We start from the raw sequence: 17730 nt of genomic DNA on the forward strand, positions 1-17730 counted from the left end.
GCCCGTGTACTGCCGGACTGTGGCCGGTCGCACAGCTGTGAACTAGGCGAACACCGCCGCGGTGGCGCACACTACTCTGGAATCCATGTCTGCCTCCCGCTCCGCCGAGTTCGATACCACCTTGCTCGACACGCTCAGCCGCCGTGTCGTGATCGGCGACGGCGCGATGGGCACGATGCTGCAGGCCGTGGACCTCACCCTCGACGATTTCCGCGGGCTGGAGGGGTGTAACGAGATCCTCAACGACACCCGCCCGGAGGTGCTGCGCGAGATCCACCGCGCCTATTTCGAGGCCGGTGCCGACGCCGTGGAGACCAACACGTTCGGCTGCAACCTGCCCAACCTCGGTGACTACGATATCGCCGACCGGATCCGGGAGCTGTCCGAGAAGGGCACCCGGCTGGCCCGCGAGGTCGCCGACGAGATGGGTCCGGGTGCCGACGGGACGCCGCGCTACGTCCTCGGCTCGATGGGCCCGGGAACCAAACTGCCGACCCTGGGTCACGCCCCGTACGCGAGCCTGCGTGACGCCTACACCGAGGCCGCGCTCGGCATGCTCGACGGCGGCGCCGACGCCGTGCTCATCGAAACCTGCCAGGACCTGCTGCAGGTGAAGGCGGCCGTCAACGGCACCCGCCGGGCAATGGAACAGGCCGGGCGCCGGATCCCGATCATCACCCACGTCACCGTGGAGACCACCGGCACCATGCTGGTCGGCAGCGAGATCGGCGCGGCGCTGACCGCCCTCGAACCGCTCGGTATCGATCTGATCGGGCTCAACTGCGCGACCGGCCCGGACGAGATGAGCGAACATCTGCGTTACCTGTCCCAGCACGCCCGCGTGCCCGTCTCGGTGATGCCGAACGCCGGCCTGCCGGTGCTCGGCGCGAACGGGGCCGAGTACCCGCTCACCCCGGAGGAGCTGGCCGTGGCGCTGCGCGGGTTCGTCGCCGACTACGGCCTGGCCCTGGTCGGCGGCTGCTGCGGCACCACCCCGGAGCACATCCGCCAGGTCGCCGAGGCCGTCCGGGAGGTCGAGCCCACCCTGCCGCCCATCGGCGAGCGCCGCTCCCCGCAGCCCGAGCCGAGCATCTCCAGCATGTACACCGCGGTGCCGTTCGAGCAGGACGCCAGCGTGCTGATGATCGGCGAACGCACCAACGCCAACGGGTCGAAGGCGTTCCGCGAGGCCATGCTCGCCCAGGACTGGGGCAAATGCCTCGATATCGCCAAGGACCAGACCCGCGACGGCGCCCATATGCTCGACCTCTGCGTCGACTACGTCGGCCGCGACGGCAGCGCCGATATGTCCGAACTGGCGTCCCGGCTGGCCACCGCCTCCACCCTGCCGATCATGCTCGACTCCACCGAGACCCCGGTGCTGCGCGCCGGGCTCGAGCATCTGGGCGGGCGCTGCGCGGTGAACTCGGTGAACTACGAGGACGGCGACGGCCCCGACTCCCGCTTCCAGCAGACCATGCGCCTGGTGGCCGAACACGGCGCCGCCGTGGTCGCGCTGACCATCGACGAGGAGGGCCAGGCGCGGACCGCGGAGAACAAGGTCGCCATCGCCGAACGGCTGATCGCCGATATCACCGGCAACTGGGGGCTGCGGGTCAGCGATATCATCATCGACACCCTCACCTTCACCCTCGGCACCGGGCAGGAGGAGTCGCGGCGTGACGGCCTGGAAACCATCGAGGCCATCCGCGAACTGAAGCGCCGCCATCCCGACGTGCAGACCACGCTGGGCCTGTCGAATATCTCCTTCGGCCTGAACCCCGCCGCGCGGCAGGTGCTGAACTCGGTGTTCATGCACGAATGCGTGCAGGCCGGGCTGGACAGCGCCATCGTGCACGCCTCCAAGATCCTGCCGATGAGCCGGATCCCCGACGAGCAGCGCGAAACCGCCCTCGACCTGGTCTACGACCGGCGCCGCGAGGGCTACGACCCGCTGCAGAAGCTCATGCAGCTCTTCGAAGGCGTATCCGCGGCCGATTCGCGGGCCTCGCGGGCCGACGAACTGGCCGCGCTGCCGCTGTTCGAACGCCTCGAACGGCGCATCGTCGACGGTGAACGCGCCGGGATGGAAGCCGACCTCGACGAGGCGATGCGCGAAGTGCCGCCGTTGCAGATCATCAACGAGACCCTGCTGTCGGGGATGAAGACCGTCGGCGAACTGTTCGGGTCGGGGCAGATGCAGCTGCCGTTCGTCCTGCAGTCGGCCGAGGTGATGAAGGCCGCTGTCGCGCATCTGGAACCGCATATGGAGGCCACCGACGACAGCGGTAAAGGTCGCGTGGTGCTGGCCACCGTCAAGGGCGATGTGCACGATATCGGCAAGAACCTGGTGGACATCATCCTGTCCAACAACGGCTACGAGGTGGTGAACCTCGGTATCAAACAGCCCATCGCCAGCATTCTCGATGCCGCGGTCGACAAGAAGGCCGATGTGATCGGCATGTCCGGGCTGCTGGTGAAATCCACCGTGGTGATGAAGGAGAACCTCGAGGAACTCAACAGCAGGGGAGTGGCCGAACAGTTCCCGGTGCTGCTCGGCGGCGCCGCGCTCACCCGCTCCTATGTGGAGAACGATCTCACCGAGGTCTACGAGGGCGATGTGCACTACGCGCGCGATGCCTTCGAAGGGCTGCGGTTGATGGACGAGATCATGGCCGCCAAACGCGGGGCCGCACCCGATCCGGACAGCCCCGAGGCGGAGGAACGGCGGCGTAAGGCCGCCGAACGTAAAGCCCGCCACGAACGTTCGCGCCGGATCGCCGAGCAGCGGCGGGCCGCCGAAGCCCCGGTCGAGGTGCCGGCCCGGTCCGATGTCGCCGCCGAGATCCCCGTGCCGGTGCCGCCGTTCTGGGGTACCCGGGTGGTGAAAGGCCTTCCGGTGCACGAATATTCGGGCCTGCTGGACGAGCGGGCGCTGTTCCTGGGGCAGTGGGGGTTGCGCGGGCAGCGCGGCGGTGACGGGCCCAGCTACGAGGAACTCGTGGAAACCGACGGGCGCCCGCGGTTGCGGGCCTGGCTGGACCGGCTCAGCACCGAAAACGTGCTGCAGCACGCGGCGGTGGTGTACGGGTACTTCCCGGCGGTCTCCGAGGGCGACGACGTCGTGGTGCTCACCGAGCCCGAACCCGATGCGCCGGAGCGGTACCGCTTCACCTTCCCCCGCCAGCAGCGGGACCGGTTCCTGTGCGTAGCGGATTTCATCCGGTCGCGCGAGTACGCGCGGGCGACCGGGCAGGTGGATGTGCTGCCGTTCCAGCTGGTCACCATGGGGCAGCCGATCGCGGACTACGCCAACGAACTGTTCGCCGGCGACAACTACCGGGACTACCTCGAGGTGCACGGCATCGGCGTCCAGCTCACCGAGGCGCTCGCCGAGTACTGGCACCGCCGGATCCGCGAAGAGCTCACCCTCGACGGGCATTCCGTCGCCGAATCCGATCCGGAGGACGTGACCGAATACTTCAAACTCGGTTACCGCGGCGCCCGCTACTCGTTCGGCTACGGTGCCTGCCCGGATCTCGAGGACCGCGCCAAACTGGTGGATCTGCTCGACGCCGAGCGGCTCGGGGTCACTCTCTCGGAGGAATTGCAGTTACACCCCGAACAATCCACCGATGCGTTCGTCCTGTTGCATCCGGAGGCGAAATACTTCAGCGTGTGAGCGCACCGGGCTCGGGGGTGGTGGCGGTGTGTGGCCACGCGGGGCTCGCGCCCGAGCGCGAGGGACACAGCTCGAGCGCGCCGGGCCGGGACGTGGTGGCGGTGTGTGGCCATGCAGGCCCCGCGCTCGAGCGTGAGAGGGACCGCCCGAGCGTGGTAGGCCCGGAGGCGGTGGCCGGGCGTGGCCACGCGGGCCCGGCGCTCGGGCGCGACCGGCTGCGCGGAAATAAACGCGCGGGCCGTGTGATTGTGGTCACTTTACGTGGTCCTCGTTGTGCCCGGCGACCGGCACGTATGCGGAAACCGCAGGTGACCAGGGCCTGTGCGGCTCCGGAATTCCGTACTGCCCGCAAGGGTTCGGGGTGCCGGAGCGTACGATTTCCGGGAATTTCCGCCGAGGTTCCCGCGGAACCAGAACTCCGAACGGTGCCGTTCGGGTGCGTTGCACGCGCCGGGTCGACGCGGAACCGTAGGCAACCGCCTGTGACGCGCGGAGTGCTGGACGACTCGGCGGCGAGCAGAAGGGGCCACGACTTCAGATGAGCAAGGATCGGCTGATCGCCGGACGGTATCGGCTCACAGACCCCATCGGCACGGGTGCCATGGGTGTGGTGTGGCGTGCGCTCGATATCCGGCTGCAGCGCACCGTCGCGGTCAAACAGGTGCTGCTGGGTCCGAACCTGACCGAACAGCAGACCGCGGAGGCCCGCAAACGCGCCCTGCGCGAAGGACGGATCGCCGCGCGGCTGCACCATCCGAACGCCATCTCGGTCTTCGACGTGGCCGACGAGGACGGCCAGCCGTGGCTGGTGATGGAATACATGAACGCGCCCAGCCTGGCGAGCCGCCTCAACCTCGACGGCACCCTGCCGCCGCTGAAGGTCGCCGAACTCGGCGCCCAGGCCGCTGCCGCGCTGGCCGCCGCGCACGACGCCGGTATCGTGCACCGCGATGTGAAACCGGCCAACCTGCTGGTGGGCGACGACGGCACGGTCAAGATCACCGATTTCGGAATCTCCCGGGCGACCGGCGATGTCACGGTGACCGCAACCGGTTTCCTGGCCGGCACCCCCGCCTACCTCGCCCCCGAAGTCGCGCGCGGGGAGAACCCGATCCCCGCCTCGGATGTGTTCGCGCTCGGTTCCACGCTCTACCACGCGGTCACCGGACGACCGCCCTTCGGCGACGGCGACAACCCCTTGGCGGTCCTGCACGCGGTGGCCGGCGGTCAGGTCGAACCGCCGGAAGGGGTGGGCGCACTGGGACCGGTGGTGATGCGGTTGCTGGAGACCGAGGTCGCGAAACGGCCCACCATGGACGAGGCGCGGGTCATGCTCGAAGAGGTGGCTGCCGGCCGCGCGCCGGAACCGGTCGGCACCGCGCCGTCCGCCACGACCAAGGTTCTCCCGCCCACGCTCGCCGCGACGACCGCACTCCCGTCGTCCGAGGTGAACCCCGCGGCGCCTCCGGTGGCTCCGGCTTCGGCATTCCGTGACTCCGGACAGCCGCCGCACGCCGGTCCCGCCCCCGCACCGGTCGCGCCCGTACCGCCGCGCCCGGCCGGTGGTTCGGGGACCCGGACCCGGACGGCCGTCCTGGCCGGTGCCGCGGCATTGCTCCTGGTGGTCGTGGTGGGTCTGGTGCTGGCGAATCTCGGCGGAGGTGACGAGACGGCCGGCGGGACATCCGAAACCAGCCAGGCGATCGCTCCCGAGTCGACCGGAGAACCGGAGGGCGAGACCGGCGAGCAGTCGGCCACCACGAGTGCCGCGCCCACGACCACGCCGACCACCACCGAATCCGGTCCGCCGTCGGCCGCGCGGGTGGAACAGTTCGTCCGCGGCTACTACGGGTTGCTGCCCGGCAACCCGTCCGCCGCCTGGGCCCAGCTGTCGCCCGAATACCAGGCCACCACGGGTGGTTACGCGGACTACACGGGATTCTGGTCGACGATCAGTGCGGTCAGCATCGGTTCGGTCAGCCAATCCGGTGACGGCAGTGCGGTCGCGACGGTCACCTACACGATGCGTGACGGGTCGGTGCAGTCGGAGCGCCGGTCGTTCCGGGTGGCGCCGAACGGCGGACAGCTGGTCATCACGGCCTCGCAGCTGCTGTGACCCGGATCGGCCGGGTTTGCCGCCGCTCACCCGGCCGGGTTACCGTCGGCCGGGGTTCCGGTTCCCGGCCACGTTCCGGCACCGGGTCCGGCCCGCTCCACCGTGACGAAAGGTCGACCGAGGATGGCTCAGCTCGCCGGGGTGCTGTGGGATATGGACGGCACCCTGCTCGATTCGGAGAAGCTGTGGGATATCGGCGTCCGCGAGCTGGCCCGGGAACTGGGCCGGGAGATGACCCAGGAGGTCCGGCACGCGCTCATCGGGGCCTCGGGTGCCAATGCCTTGCGGATCATGTTCACCGAACTCGGGCTCGACCCGCATCCCGAAGCGGTCGAGGCGGCCGGGCTGTTCCTGGAGCAGCGGGTCACCGAACTCATGACCGGTCCGATTCCCTGGCGGCCGGGTGCCGTCGAAGCGCTGGAGATGGTCCGCGCCGTGGGGCTGCCGTGCGCGCTGGTGACCAACACCAAACGCTCGCTCACCGAGCTGGCCCTGGAAACGCTGGGTCGCGACCGGTTCGACGTCTCGGTCTGCGGCGACGAGGTGCCGCACGGCAAACCCGACCCGGCCGTCTATCTCCGCGCGGCCGAACTGCTCGGCGTGGACCCACGCGACTGTGTGGCGGTGGAGGATTCGGTCACCGGCGTGGCGGGCGCCCCCGCCCCGGGGTTGGGGGTGCAGGTGGTTGCGGGGGCGCAACCCGGGGCCCCCCCCCCCGCCCCCCCCCCCCCCCCCCCGCCCCCCGGGTTCGGGGCCCCCGGAAGTCTCGTTCTTCACTCCGCCGCTCTGTGTTCGACTGCGCCGCCTCCGGCGTCGCCGGTTCGGGGCCCCCGAAGTCTCGTTCTTCACTCCGCCGCTCCTCCGCTTCGCTCCCCCGCTCTGTCGCTCCAGAACGAGACGGGCCCCGAACCACTGATGTGAACCGTGACAAGGGGTTCGGAAGGTGGTGCTTCGCTTCGGGGCCGGAGTTCGGCGGCGCCGCGCGGGGGATCGTGACGGTGGCAAGGTCTGGTAAACGGTGGGGTACGACAATGTTTTGCCGCGAATAGTGTTGCGAATCAACAAAACCGGACGGTCCGTGACCGGGCTCACCGGTGTTCTCCCGGATTCTCCGGGCGTGTCGCCCATCCGGCGATAACAATATGGCCATGGCCGCCACGGTGACCTTGGACGAGATCGTCGACACTTCCCGCTACCCGCTCGCCGAACCCGATACACCGGGATGGCATTCCGCGGTCGCGGCGGCGCGAGCCGATCTCGCGGAGGACGGCTGCACCGTGCTGCGCGAGTTCATCCGGCCGGAGCTGCATACCCTGCTGGCGGAACAGGGCGCACGGATGGCGCCGCACGCCTACTACCGCACCGAGCGGGTCAATGCCTACAACATCCCGCTCGATACCGAACTGCCCGCGGATCATCCCGGCCGCATCATCTTCGAACGCGGTAACGCCTTCGTCCCGCGCGACCGGATCCCCGCCGACGCGCTCATCCACCGGCTCTACACCGACACCACCTTCCAGCGGTTCCTGTCGGCCTGTTTCGGACGGGAGCAGTTGCACGAATTCGCCGATCCGCTGGCCGGTCTCGTGCTGAACGTGGTGGCGCCGGGCAATGCCCATCCCTGGCATTTCGACACCAACGAATTCACCGTCAGCATGCTCACGGCGGCGCCGGAAGCCGGGGGCGTGTTCGAATACTGCCCGAATATCCGCTCCCCGCACACCGAAAACCTTCGCAACGTGCACGAAGTCTTGACCGGCACCGGTGCACGCTTCGTCCGGCGATTGACCTTGCGCCCCGGCGACCTGCAGCTCTTCCAGGGACGATTCTCGCTGCACCGGGTGTCACCGGTGCAGGGCGCGACCCCTCGGCATACGGCGATCTTCGCCTACAGTGACCGCCCCGGTGTCATCGGCACCGTGGAACGCACCCGCCAGCTGTTCGGGCGGGTGCTCCCGGCTCATCACGCGGCGGCGGATGCCGTCCGGGGTGACCGGCTGCTCGATTGATCCGCACACGATCGAGTGGGTACCGCCCTACCGAGAGGAATACAACGTGCCCGTGCCGTTGCACACCACCGGGAAAGCGTCCTTCGACGATATCTACTCGAGGCCCGACCCCCGCGACTACTACCTGCGCATGTCCGAACTGGACTATCGCATCCCGGAACTGGCGAAACCACATCTGCGGGCACAGATCCTGGAATACCAGGTGGCGACGAACACCGCGCCCACCGTGCTCGATATCGGATGCTCCTACGGGGTGAACGCCGCACTGCTGCGGCTGGACACCGGCCTCGCGGAGCTGACCCGGTCGTATGCCGATCCCGGGCTGGGTACCGAGCAGCTCATCTCCCGTGACCGCGACCGCCTCCGCGCCACCGACGCCCTGCCAGGGGTCCGGTTCATCGGAATGGACGCCTCCGGACCCGCGCTCGAATACGCGCGGGCGGCGGCCCTGCTGGACAGCGTCGTGCACGCCGATCTGGAAGCCGCCGAACCCACCGATGAGCAGCGCGCGATTCTGGCGCGGGCCGATCTGGTGATCTCCACCGGCTGTATCGGCTATGTCACCGAGAAGACGATCGCCCGGATCGCGACCGCCCATCCCGAGCGACGGCCGTGGATGGCACACTTCGTCTTGCGTATGTACGGTTTCGGTCCGATCGAGGCGGAACTGGATGCCCTGGGGTACCGCACCGAGCGGATGCCGGGCGAATTCGCCCAGCGCCGGTTCGCCTCCGACGCCGAACGTGAACAGGTCCTGGAAACCCTCGCCACCGGCGGTATCGACCCCACCGGCCTGGAGGACCAGGGCTGGCTGTATGCCAATCTCTATGTGTCGCGGCCTGTTTCGTAGCCATGGCATACGGGGTTCCGCCCGCCGAGTAGCACCGACCCGAACCGGAGAGACAACTTGACCGAACGCACCTTTGCCGCCGAAGACCAACTGCCCAGGGTCCCGCTGCCGACCCTGGAGGACAGCTGCGCCCGCTTCGTGCAGTGGTGTACCCCCTTGCTGACCGCGGAAGAACTGGCGGCCACCGAGGACGCCGTGGCCGATCTGCTGCGGCCCGGAGGCGCGGGCGAGGTTCTGCACGCCGCCCTGCGCGAATACGACGAGACCCCGGGTGTGGGCAGCTGGCTGGACCGGTTCTGGCCGTCCCGTTACCTGGGCCGGCGCGACCGGATCGCGTTGAACGCCAATTTCTTCTTCCTGTTCCGCGACGACACCGCACTGGCCGCCTCCACCTCGGCGGGTCAGGCGGAACGGGCCGCGGGGCTGGTCGCGGCGGCCGTCGACTACAAGCTGGCGCTCGATCAGGAGGAGATCCCGCCGGTCACCCAGCGCGGGCAACGGCTGTCGATGTGGCAGAACAAGTACCTGTTCTCCGAGACCCGGATTCCCGGGGAAGAACAGGACACCGTGCGGGTGCCCTACAGCGACGAATGGCCGGGCCCGTCCGATGCCCGCCACATCCTGGTGTTGCACCGCGGCAGCATGTTCCGGATGGATGTGCTCGGTCCGGACGGAGATCCGTACGCCTTCGAGGATCTGGTCGGTGGTCTGCGGGCGATCCTGAAATCCGCCACCGAGCCCGCGCCGGCGGGCACCTCGGTGGGGCAGTTGACCACCGCCGCGCGCGCCGACTGGGCCCGCGCGCGTGCCGGACTGCTCACCGATCCGCACAACGCGGCGGCGCTCGATACGATCGAGACCGCGCTGTTCTGCGTCTGCCTCGAGGATTTCGCGCCCCGCGACGAACTGCACGCGTGCGACACCCTGCTGCACGGCGACAGCGCCAACCGCTGGTTCGACAAATCGGTATCGTTCATCGTCTTCGCCGACGGCCAGGCCGGCATCAACATCGAGCACTGCGGGCTCGACGGGACGACCGTGCTGTCCTTCGTCGACACCCTGCTGGCGACCCCGGTGACCGGGCACACCGAACGATCCGGAGCGCGGGACCAGGGCCTGCCGCCGGTCGAACAGATCGAATTCCGGCTCGACGACGATCAGCGGGCCGCGGTGGTGGCCGCGGGTGCGGCGTTCGCGCAGTACGCCGCCGACAACGCCACCACCACGGTGTCGTTCGATGATTTCGGCACTACCCGGGCCAAACAACTCGGCATCTCGCCGGACGCGTTCGCGCAGCTCAGCTACCAGCTGGCCCATCGCCGCAGCAAAGGCCTCACCGGCGCCACCTACGAATCCATCGCGACCCGGCAATACCGCAACGGCCGCACCGAAGCGATGCGGGTGATCACCCCGGAGATGGTCGCCTTCGTCGACACCATGCTCGACCCGGCGGCCGATACCGCCGCGAAACTCGCCGCTACCCGCGCCGCCGCCGGTGCGCACGTGGCCCGCGCCAAACAGTGCCAATCCGGAGAAGCACCGGAGCAGCATCTGTGGGAACTCGAATGGATCCAGCGGCGCCGCGGCGCCGAACTCGGCGTCACCGACCCCATCCCGCTGTACACCAGCCCCGGGTGGACCGTCCTGCGCGACGACTACCTCAGCACCAGCTCGGCACCGTCGGTGAACATCCGCTACTTCGGTTTCGGCTCCACCAGCCCGAAATGCATCGGGATCGCCTACGTACTGCTGCCGGACCGGTGGAATCTCTACCTGGCCACCCCGGCCGCGGTGGCCGGCGAGATGTACGCCTTCGCCGATCACCTGCGCACCGCGGTCGCCGAACTCGAGGCACTGCTCGCCGAGCAGTAGATCGCCGGGCCCGAGTGAGTGCCACGGCACAGTGGCACGCACTCGGGCACAAGCGCGGCGCGCGGATCTGAAACAATGATCCGTCGTGAAGACTTTCGAGGCCCTGTTCGCCGAACTCCAGGATCGCGCAGCCACCCGGCCCGCCGGGTCGGGTACCGTCGCCGCACTGGACGCGGGCGTCCATACCCAGGGCAAGAAGGTACTGGAGGAGGCCGGCGAGGTGTGGCTGGCCGCCGAACACGAGGGCGACGAGGCACTCGCCGAGGAGATCTCGCAGCTCCTCTACTGGGTGCAGGTGCTGATGGTGGGTCGCGGGCTGCGGCTGGAGGACGTCTACCGACATCTGTAGACGCCCCGATCCCCGCCACCGAACCCGAAAGGACCAGCCATCATGCTGCGCGTCGCAGTACCCAACAAGGGCGCACTCTCCGAATCCGCGGTCGCCATCCTCACCGAGGCCGGCTATCGCAAACGCACCGACTCCCGCGATCTCACCGTGCTCGACCTCGCCAACCAGGTGGAGTTCTTCTTCCTGCGGCCCAAGGACATCGCCATCTACGTCGGTTCCGGGGAACTCGACCTCGGGATCACCGGCCGTGATCTCGCCCTGGACTCCGGGGCCCCGGTGGCCGAGCGGCTCTCGCTCGGTTTCGGCGGTTCCACCTTCCGCTACGCCGCACCGCAAGGGCGGGAATGGACGGTGCAGGATCTGCAGGACAAGCGGATCGCCACCTCCTACCCGAACCTGGTGCTGGCCGATCTGGCCCGCCGCGGAATCGAAGCCGAGGTGATCCGCCTCGACGGCGCCGTGGAGATCTCCATCCAGCTCGGCGTCGCCGACGCCATCGCCGATGTTGTCGGCTCCGGGCGGACCCTGCGCCAGCACAACCTGGTGGCGTTCGGTGAGTCGCTGTGCGATTCCGAGGCGGTGCTGATCGAACAAGAGGGCGCCGACCGGGACGATCGCGCGCGTAACCAGCTGATTGCCCGGGTCAAAGGTGTGGTGTTCGCTCAGCAGTATCTGATGCTGGACTACGACTGCCCGAAGAGCCTGCTCGACCGGGCCGCGCAGATCACCCCCGGCCTGGAGTCACCCACCGTGGCACCCCTGGCCGATCCCGACTGGGTAGCCGTTCGCGCCCTGGTCCCGCGCAAACAGGGCAACGAGCTGATGGACCGGCTGGCCGAACTCGGCGCCCGCGCCATCCTGGCCACCGATATCCGCTCCTGCCGCGCCTTCTGAGTCTTCTTGCGCCGCCTGCGGCGGCGCGGGGTTCGGCCCCCCTTGGCCGAACCGTCCAAGGGCCTCGCTGGACTCGGCGCCGCCGTGGTGTTCACGTTCGGGGTGATGAGATCCGCGCGTGCCTTGCTGGCCACGGGGTCGCCGTGGTGGCGTCGGACTCCGATGTCGTCCGGGTGCATGACGGCTCCGCGTCGCTGTGGCGGCGTTGGTTCCCCGGAGGGGTGCATTGCCCGCACCGGACGCCGATACCGGGCGCGTTCAGAGTGGTTGGGGTGCGACTCCGGGCGGCGAGGACGTGGGGTGAGGACTCAATCGGATACCGATTCGGCGAAGGTCTCGGCGTCGATTTCTGCGGTGGATTCGGTGTGGGCGGTGAGGCCGGGATACGGCGGCGGGGTTCCGTCGAATGCCGGGCACAGGTTTTTGTAAGTGCAGTAATCACACAGCCAACCCTGATTCGGCGGAAATTCTCCGGTCTCGGCGGCGGCGCGGACCGCATCCCACAGGGCCATGAGGGTGCGTTCGAAGCGTAGGAGTTCGGCTTCCTCGGGCGCGTAGGTGAGCAGCTGGGCGTCGGCGAGATAGACCAGGCGTAGCTGGGCCGGCACGACCGCGCGCAGGCGCAGCAGCATCAGGGCATAGAACTTCAGCTGGAACAGGGCGCGCGTCTCCTGGTTCGGGCCGGGCGCGCGCCCGGTCTTGTAATCCACCACGCGCAGCTCACCGGTGGGCGCCACATCGATGCGGTCGACGAATCCGCGCAGGGGGGTGCCGTCGGCCAGTTCCACCTCTAGCCGGGTCTCACACGATTCGGGGTCGAAGCGTCGCGGGTCCTCGAGCCGGTAGTAGGTGCGTACCAGGGCCCGCACTTCTTCGAGGAATGCCGCCAGTGCGCCGTCGCCCTCGACCAGGCTCGCTGCCTCCGGTTGCGCGGCGACCACGCGGGACCAGGCGGGTTCGGCGAGTGCCAGCGCGCGCTCCGGCCCCCGCTCGGCCGCCGGCAGCGCATAGAGGTCTTCCAGCACGGCGTGCACCACGGTGCCGCGGACCGCTTGACGGGTGGGTGGCTCCGGGATCCGGTCGATGGCGCGGAGCCGGTACTTCAGCGGGCATTGTTTGAAATCCGCTGCGCGCGAAGGCGACAGCGCCGGGTGGGCGGGCCGGGGCGGGGCGTCGGAATCGTGACTCGCCGGGGGAGTGCTCGGGGGCGCTGACATACCTGGCAGGCTATCCGTCGGCACCGACACGGTGCCCGCGCGAGCGCGCGGAGGCCTCTCCGCCGCTGTCCGCGCGCCAGATTTCGCGGAACGGAGATCCATGACGGCCAGACGGACCGGGCCATTCGTCGTCGGCGACCGAGTGCAGCTGACCGACGCCAAGGGCAGGCTGTACACGGTGCTGCTGGAACCGGGTAAACAGTTCCACACCCACCGCGGCGCCATCGACCACGACGAGCTGATCGGCGCGGAGGAGGGCACGCTCGCGCACTCCAACAACGGCACCCCGTACCTGGCCCTGCGCCCGCTGCTGACCGACTATGTGATGTCCATGCCGCGCGGGGCGGCGGTGATCTACCCCAAGGACGCCGCCCAGATCGTGCACGAGGGTGACGTCTTCCCCGGTGCCCGGGTGCTCGAGGCGGGCGCCGGGTCCGGTGCGCTGACCTGCTCACTGCTGCGGGCAGTCGGCCCGGAGGGCGCCGTCGTCTCCTATGAGATCCGCGAAGACCACGCCGAGCACGCCATCCGCAATGTGGAGCGTTTCTTCGGCGAACGCCCTGCGAACTGGGAGCTGACGGTCGCCGATGTGGCCGAATACGCCGGCGAACAGGTGGACCGGGTGGTACTGGACATGCTGGCGCCCTGGGACGCGCTACCGGCCGTTTCGCGGGCGCTGGTGCCCGGTGGGGTGCTGATGGTCTACGTCGCGACGGTGACCCAGCTGTCGCGGATCGTGGAGGCACTGCGCGAACAGCAGTGCTGGACCGAGCCGCGGTCGTGGGAATCCATGGTGCGCGGCTGGCATGTGGTGGGTCTGGCGGTGCGCCCCGAGCATCGGATGCAGGGCCATACGGCCTTCCTGGTGAGCGCGCGGCGGCTGGCCGAGGGTGTGGTCACCCCGAAACCGCAGCGCCGGCCGTCGAAGGGCTGAACGGCCTTTTCGAGGCGAGACGGTGATGCTCGCGGGGGAGTGCCGGAGTGCGGCACTGCCCCGCGAGCACGTTCGGCCGGACCGGGGAACTCGTGTCCCCGCCTACGCGACGCCCGTTCGCCCGGCGCCGCCGGGGCTCGGGCGCGGTTCGGGCTCGTGACGCCCGTCAGACGTGAGCGCAGGGGATCTGCGCGAAACCGAGCAGAACGCAGGCGCCCGCGTCGGACAGTTTCCAGGTGTCGTCCTGGTGTTCCCAGGTCATGGGCATCGGCGGTGCGCCGTGACCGGTGGGGCTGGTGATGGTGGTCTGCGCGGTGGCGGTCTCGCCGTCGACCGTGACATCCGCGACCTGGTAGGTGATACCCCGGTAGGTCTGCAGCTTCGCATTGAGCTGTTCGAGCAGGTCGCGCCGGTTCTCGCCGGTGACGATCAGCTTCACCTTGTCGTCCACGGAAACGTCCGGATTTGTGATCTGCTCGAGATTGGACTGTAGGCTCTGCGCGGTGGGCGCGTCCGTTGTGTCGCCGTGGTCGTGGCCGTCGCCGTGGTCGTGCGCGGTCTCGCTACCGGGGGCCGCGACGCTACTGGTGGCGGCGGTGCCGGTATCGTCGTCGGATCCGCAGGCCGTCAGTCCCAGCGCCAGGGCGCCGGCCGCGACTGCCGCCGCCGCGACGCGGGACAGCCGGAGTGTCCGAGCGGGAAGGTGCATAGCTGGCAACCTTTCGGCTAGTCGGTGGGGAACCCCACCGATCGAGGGTTAGGGCAGGCTAACATGGTCTGACCAGCATGATGGTCGCGGGCCAGATGTGATCACCACGAAATCATGTCGGACAGCGCAAACGGGTCGCGCCCGGTAGCGTTGATAGACCGGGACTGGGAGGAGCAGCACATGAGCCCCATCGAGAATTCGGATTCGGCGGCCTGGAGAGAACTCGAGGCAGTACGCGCCGAAGCGGCTGCACTCCGGAGGCAACTCGCCGATTCACCGGATCGCACACGGGAATTGGAAGCCCGTATCGATTCGCTGACCATTCGCAACACCAAGCTGATGGATACCCTGAAGGAAGCGCGGCAGCAACTCGTCGCGTTGCGTGAGGAGGTCGACCGGCTCGGTCAGCCCCCCAGCGGTTACGGGATTCTGATCGGTGTCTACGAGGATCAGACCGTCGACGTGTTCACCTCCGGCCGCAAGATGCGCCTGACTTGCTCGCCGAACATCGACACGTCCACTCTCGCCTACGGCCAGACCGTCCGGCTGAACGAGGCGCTGACGGTCGTGGAGGCGGGCACGTTCGATTCCATCGGTGAGATCGGCACCCTGCGTGAGGTGCTCGACGGTGGCCGCCGCGCCCTGGTCGTCGGCCATGCCGACGAGGAGCGGGTGGTGTGGCTGTCCGGTCCGCTGTCGCGGCTCGCCGACGCCGACGATCTGGAGGATCCAGACTCCCCGATCCGCAAACTGCGGCCGGGGGATTCCCTGCTGGTCGATACCAAGGCCGGATTCGCCTTCGAACGCATCCCCAAGGCCGAGGTCGAGGATCTGGTGCTGGAGGAGGTGCCCGACGTCGGCTACAACGACATCGGCGGCCTGGGCCGGCAGATCGAGCAGATCCGCGACGCCGTGGAGCTGCCGTTCCTGCACAAGGACCTGTTCCGTGAGTACGCGCTGCGGCCCCCCAAGGGTGTCCTGCTCTACGGCCCGCCGGGTTGCGGTAAGACGCTGATTGCGAAGGCGGTCGCCAACTCGCTGGCGAAGAAGATCGCGGAGGCGCGGGGTGAGGATGCCAAGGAAGCGAAGTCGTACTTCCTGAACATCAAGGGCCCCGAGCTGCTGAACAAGTTCGTGGGTGAGACCGAGCGCCATATCCGGATCATCTTCCAGCGGGCCCGGGAGAAGGCGTCCGAGGGCACCCCGGTGATCGTGTTCTTCGACGAGATGGATTCGATCTTCCGCACCCGCGGATCCGGTGTCTCCTCCGATGTGGAGACCACCGTGGTGCCGCAGTTGCTCAGTGAGATCGACGGCGTGGAAGGGCTGGAGAACGTCATCGTCATCGGCGCCTCCAACCGCGAGGATATGATCGACCCCGCGATCCTGCGGCCCGGCCGCCTGGACGTGAAGATCAAGATCGAGCGGCCGGACGCCGAATCCGCGCAGGACATCTTCTCCAAGTACCTCACCGAACATCTGCCGCTGCACGCCGACGATCTCGCTGAGTTCAACGGCGACAAGGTGGCCTGCATCCGCGCGATGATCGAGCGGGTGGTGGACCGGATGTACGCCGAGAGCGAGGACAACCGGTTCCTCGAGGTCACCTACGCGAACGGTGACAAGGAGGTTCTGTACTTCAAGGACTTCAACTCCGGCGCCATGATCCAGAATATCGTGGACCGGTCCAAGAAGTACGCCATCAAATCGGTTCTGGACACCGGTAATCCGGGTCTGCGGATCCAGCATCTCTACGATTCGATCGTGGACGAGTTCTCCGAGAACGAGGACCTGCCCAACACCACGAATCCCGATGACTGGGCCCGTATCTCGGGTAAGAAGGGCGAGCGGATCGTCTACATCCGTACGCTGGTCACGGGTAAGAACGCCAGCGCGAGCCGGGCGATCGATACCGAATCCAACACCGGCCAGTACCTGTAACGGCACCGCGATCAGGGCCGCGCTCCCACCGGGGCGCGGCCCTGAATCGTCTGTGGCGGATTCGGTGTGGAGTATCGCCGGTAGTCCCCGTGACCACCACCCGTATCGCGGATCCGGCCCGCCGTGAGATCACCACTCCGCCCGCGTTCGCGCCGGTCGGGGGAGTGTTCGCTGGTTCGCGGCGGTTACGCTCGCGGTATGAGTACTCCGGAAACCGAGATCTGGCACAACCCCCGCTGTACCAAGAGCCGGGCGGCGCTGGCGCATCTGGATGCCGCCGGTACGGCGTATTCGGTCCGCCGGTACCTGGACGATCCGCCCAGCGCCGAGGAATTGCGGGCCGTTCTGGACCGGCTCGGCGCCGAACCGTGGGAGATCACCCGCACCGGGGAGGGCATCGCCAAGGAACTCGGGATGTCGGGCTGGGGCCGTACCGCCGCGGACCGGGAGCGCTGGATCGCCGCGCTCGCCGAACACCCGCGGTTGATCCAGCGGCCCATCGTGTTCACCGCCGGCGGGCGCGCGGTCGTGGCCCGTGACGAGAATGCCCTGCGATTGCTGGACTGAGACTCCGCCCGTTTGCCGGGATGTAACGCTGATCCGCCGATGTGTGATCTACAACACATAGGAAGTGGTCTTCGGGCCTGATCGGATCAGCGTGGATCGCGCGACCGCTCGCTCCACGCGGTGGGAGGTAGTCATGTCGATCATCAAGAAAGCTCTCGTTTCGGCCTCGGCGGTGGTGCTGCTGGGGGCCGGTTCGCTACTCGGCGCCGGAACGGCCGGGGCGCAGCCGGCGCCGTTCTGCTCGGTCAATCCGGTGGGCGGGACGGCCGCGTATTCGCAGTGCGGTGGGCCGGTCTGGCATCAGGTCAGGGTCACCTGCTGGGCCTGGTGGAATTGGTTCGGCAACTATGAGCGCTGGGGTAATCCGGCGTTCGGCGCGCAGCAGTCGTGGACCAGTTGCGATCTGCCGTTCTCCATGCAGACCTGGCAGGTGGTCGTGCACTGAATGCCGTCGCGGCAGGGCGGTGGTGAGCGCACCGGATGCGCGGCCGTCCGGGGGCGGTCGCGGGGGGCCGCCCCCCCCGGCGGGGGGGGGGGGGGGGGGGGGGGGAGTGTGTATTAGTGGGCAACGCCGCCGGAGCCCCCGGGCG

At 68.5% G+C, this 17730-nt stretch carries 14 protein-coding genes; 12 read left to right on the forward strand and 2 right to left on the reverse strand.

The window, feature by feature from the left end:
- The first annotated feature begins 85 nt into the window (after positions 1 to 85).
- The 8 genes from metH to hisG all read left to right on the forward strand — a co-directional run bounded on the left by metH (position 86) and on the right by hisG (position 11772).
- On the forward strand, positions 86 to 3682 hold the full coding sequence (gene metH / locus QH276_RS23120; RefSeq protein WP_280397234.1) for a methionine synthase: 3597 nt from the start codon (positions 86 to 88) through the stop codon (positions 3680 to 3682).
- A 538-nt stretch (positions 3683 to 4220) separates the two neighbouring features.
- Positions 4221 to 5798: a serine/threonine-protein kinase gene (locus QH276_RS23125; RefSeq protein ID WP_280397233.1), complete on the forward strand. Its 1578-nt coding sequence runs from the start codon at positions 4221 to 4223 to the stop codon at positions 5796 to 5798.
- Between the two features lie 123 nt (positions 5799 to 5921).
- Positions 5922 to 6719, forward strand: coding sequence for an HAD family hydrolase (locus QH276_RS23130; RefSeq protein WP_280406900.1), 798 nt, complete (start codon positions 5922 to 5924; stop codon positions 6717 to 6719).
- Between the two features lie 227 nt (positions 6720 to 6946).
- Positions 6947 to 7807 (forward strand): HalD/BesD family halogenase, encoded by an 861-nt coding sequence (locus tag QH276_RS23135; RefSeq protein ID WP_280397232.1) that lies wholly within the window; start codon positions 6947 to 6949, stop codon positions 7805 to 7807.
- Between the two features lie 46 nt (positions 7808 to 7853).
- Positions 7854 to 8657 carry a class I SAM-dependent methyltransferase gene (locus tag QH276_RS23140; protein WP_280397231.1) on the forward strand — a complete coding sequence of 268 codons (804 nt, stop codon included), beginning with the start codon at positions 7854 to 7856 and terminating at the stop codon, positions 8655 to 8657.
- Positions 8658 to 8714: 57 nt separating this feature from the next.
- The gene (locus tag QH276_RS23145) at positions 8715 to 10529 is read left to right on the forward strand and encodes a choline/carnitine O-acyltransferase (RefSeq protein WP_280397230.1); all 1815 of its coding nucleotides are present in this window, start codon (positions 8715 to 8717) and stop codon (positions 10527 to 10529) included.
- A gap of 85 nt (positions 10530 to 10614) precedes the next feature.
- The gene (locus QH276_RS23150) at positions 10615 to 10878 is read left to right on the forward strand and encodes a phosphoribosyl-ATP diphosphatase (protein WP_030521337.1); all 264 of its coding nucleotides are present in this window, start codon (positions 10615 to 10617) and stop codon (positions 10876 to 10878) included.
- A gap of 42 nt (positions 10879 to 10920) precedes the next feature.
- Positions 10921 to 11772, forward strand: coding sequence for an ATP phosphoribosyltransferase (gene hisG, locus QH276_RS23155; protein ID WP_280397229.1), 852 nt, complete (start codon positions 10921 to 10923; stop codon positions 11770 to 11772).
- Positions 11773 to 12080: 308 nt separating this feature from the next.
- Here hisG and QH276_RS23160 read toward each other — a convergent pair whose 3' ends face one another.
- Positions 12081 to 12989, reverse strand: coding sequence for a RecB family exonuclease (locus tag QH276_RS23160; protein ID WP_280397228.1), 909 nt, complete (start codon positions 12987 to 12989; stop codon positions 12081 to 12083).
- Between the two features lie 100 nt (positions 12990 to 13089).
- Between QH276_RS23160 and QH276_RS23165 the strand changes: the two genes are divergently transcribed.
- Positions 13090 to 13923 (forward strand): tRNA (adenine-N1)-methyltransferase, encoded by an 834-nt coding sequence (locus tag QH276_RS23165; RefSeq protein WP_280397227.1) that lies wholly within the window; start codon positions 13090 to 13092, stop codon positions 13921 to 13923.
- 166 nt (positions 13924 to 14089) lie between these two features.
- Here QH276_RS23165 and QH276_RS23170 read toward each other — a convergent pair whose 3' ends face one another.
- Entirely contained in the window at positions 14090 to 14632 is a 543-nt protein-coding gene (locus tag QH276_RS23170; protein WP_280397226.1) for a hypothetical protein, read from the reverse strand.
- 180 nt (positions 14633 to 14812) lie between these two features.
- On the opposite strand from QH276_RS23170, the gene arc reads away from it, so the two are divergent.
- The 3 genes from arc to QH276_RS23185 all read left to right on the forward strand — a co-directional run bounded on the left by arc (position 14813) and on the right by QH276_RS23185 (position 17585).
- Positions 14813 to 16573 carry a proteasome ATPase gene (arc, locus tag QH276_RS23175; protein ID WP_280397225.1) on the forward strand — a complete coding sequence of 587 codons (1761 nt, stop codon included), beginning with the start codon at positions 14813 to 14815 and terminating at the stop codon, positions 16571 to 16573.
- Positions 16574 to 16771: 198 nt separating this feature from the next.
- Positions 16772 to 17140 carry an arsenate reductase family protein gene (locus tag QH276_RS23180; protein WP_280397224.1) on the forward strand — a complete coding sequence of 123 codons (369 nt, stop codon included), beginning with the start codon at positions 16772 to 16774 and terminating at the stop codon, positions 17138 to 17140.
- Positions 17141 to 17273: 133 nt separating this feature from the next.
- Complete coding sequence (locus QH276_RS23185; RefSeq protein ID WP_280397223.1) at positions 17274 to 17585, forward strand: hypothetical protein; 312 nt, start codon at positions 17274 to 17276, stop codon at positions 17583 to 17585.
- Positions 17586 to 17730: the final 145 nt, after the last annotated feature.

It is taken from the genome of Nocardia carnea, assembly GCF_029869215.1.
GTDB classification, from domain to species: domain Bacteria; phylum Actinomycetota; class Actinomycetes; order Mycobacteriales; family Mycobacteriaceae; genus Nocardia; species Nocardia carnea_B.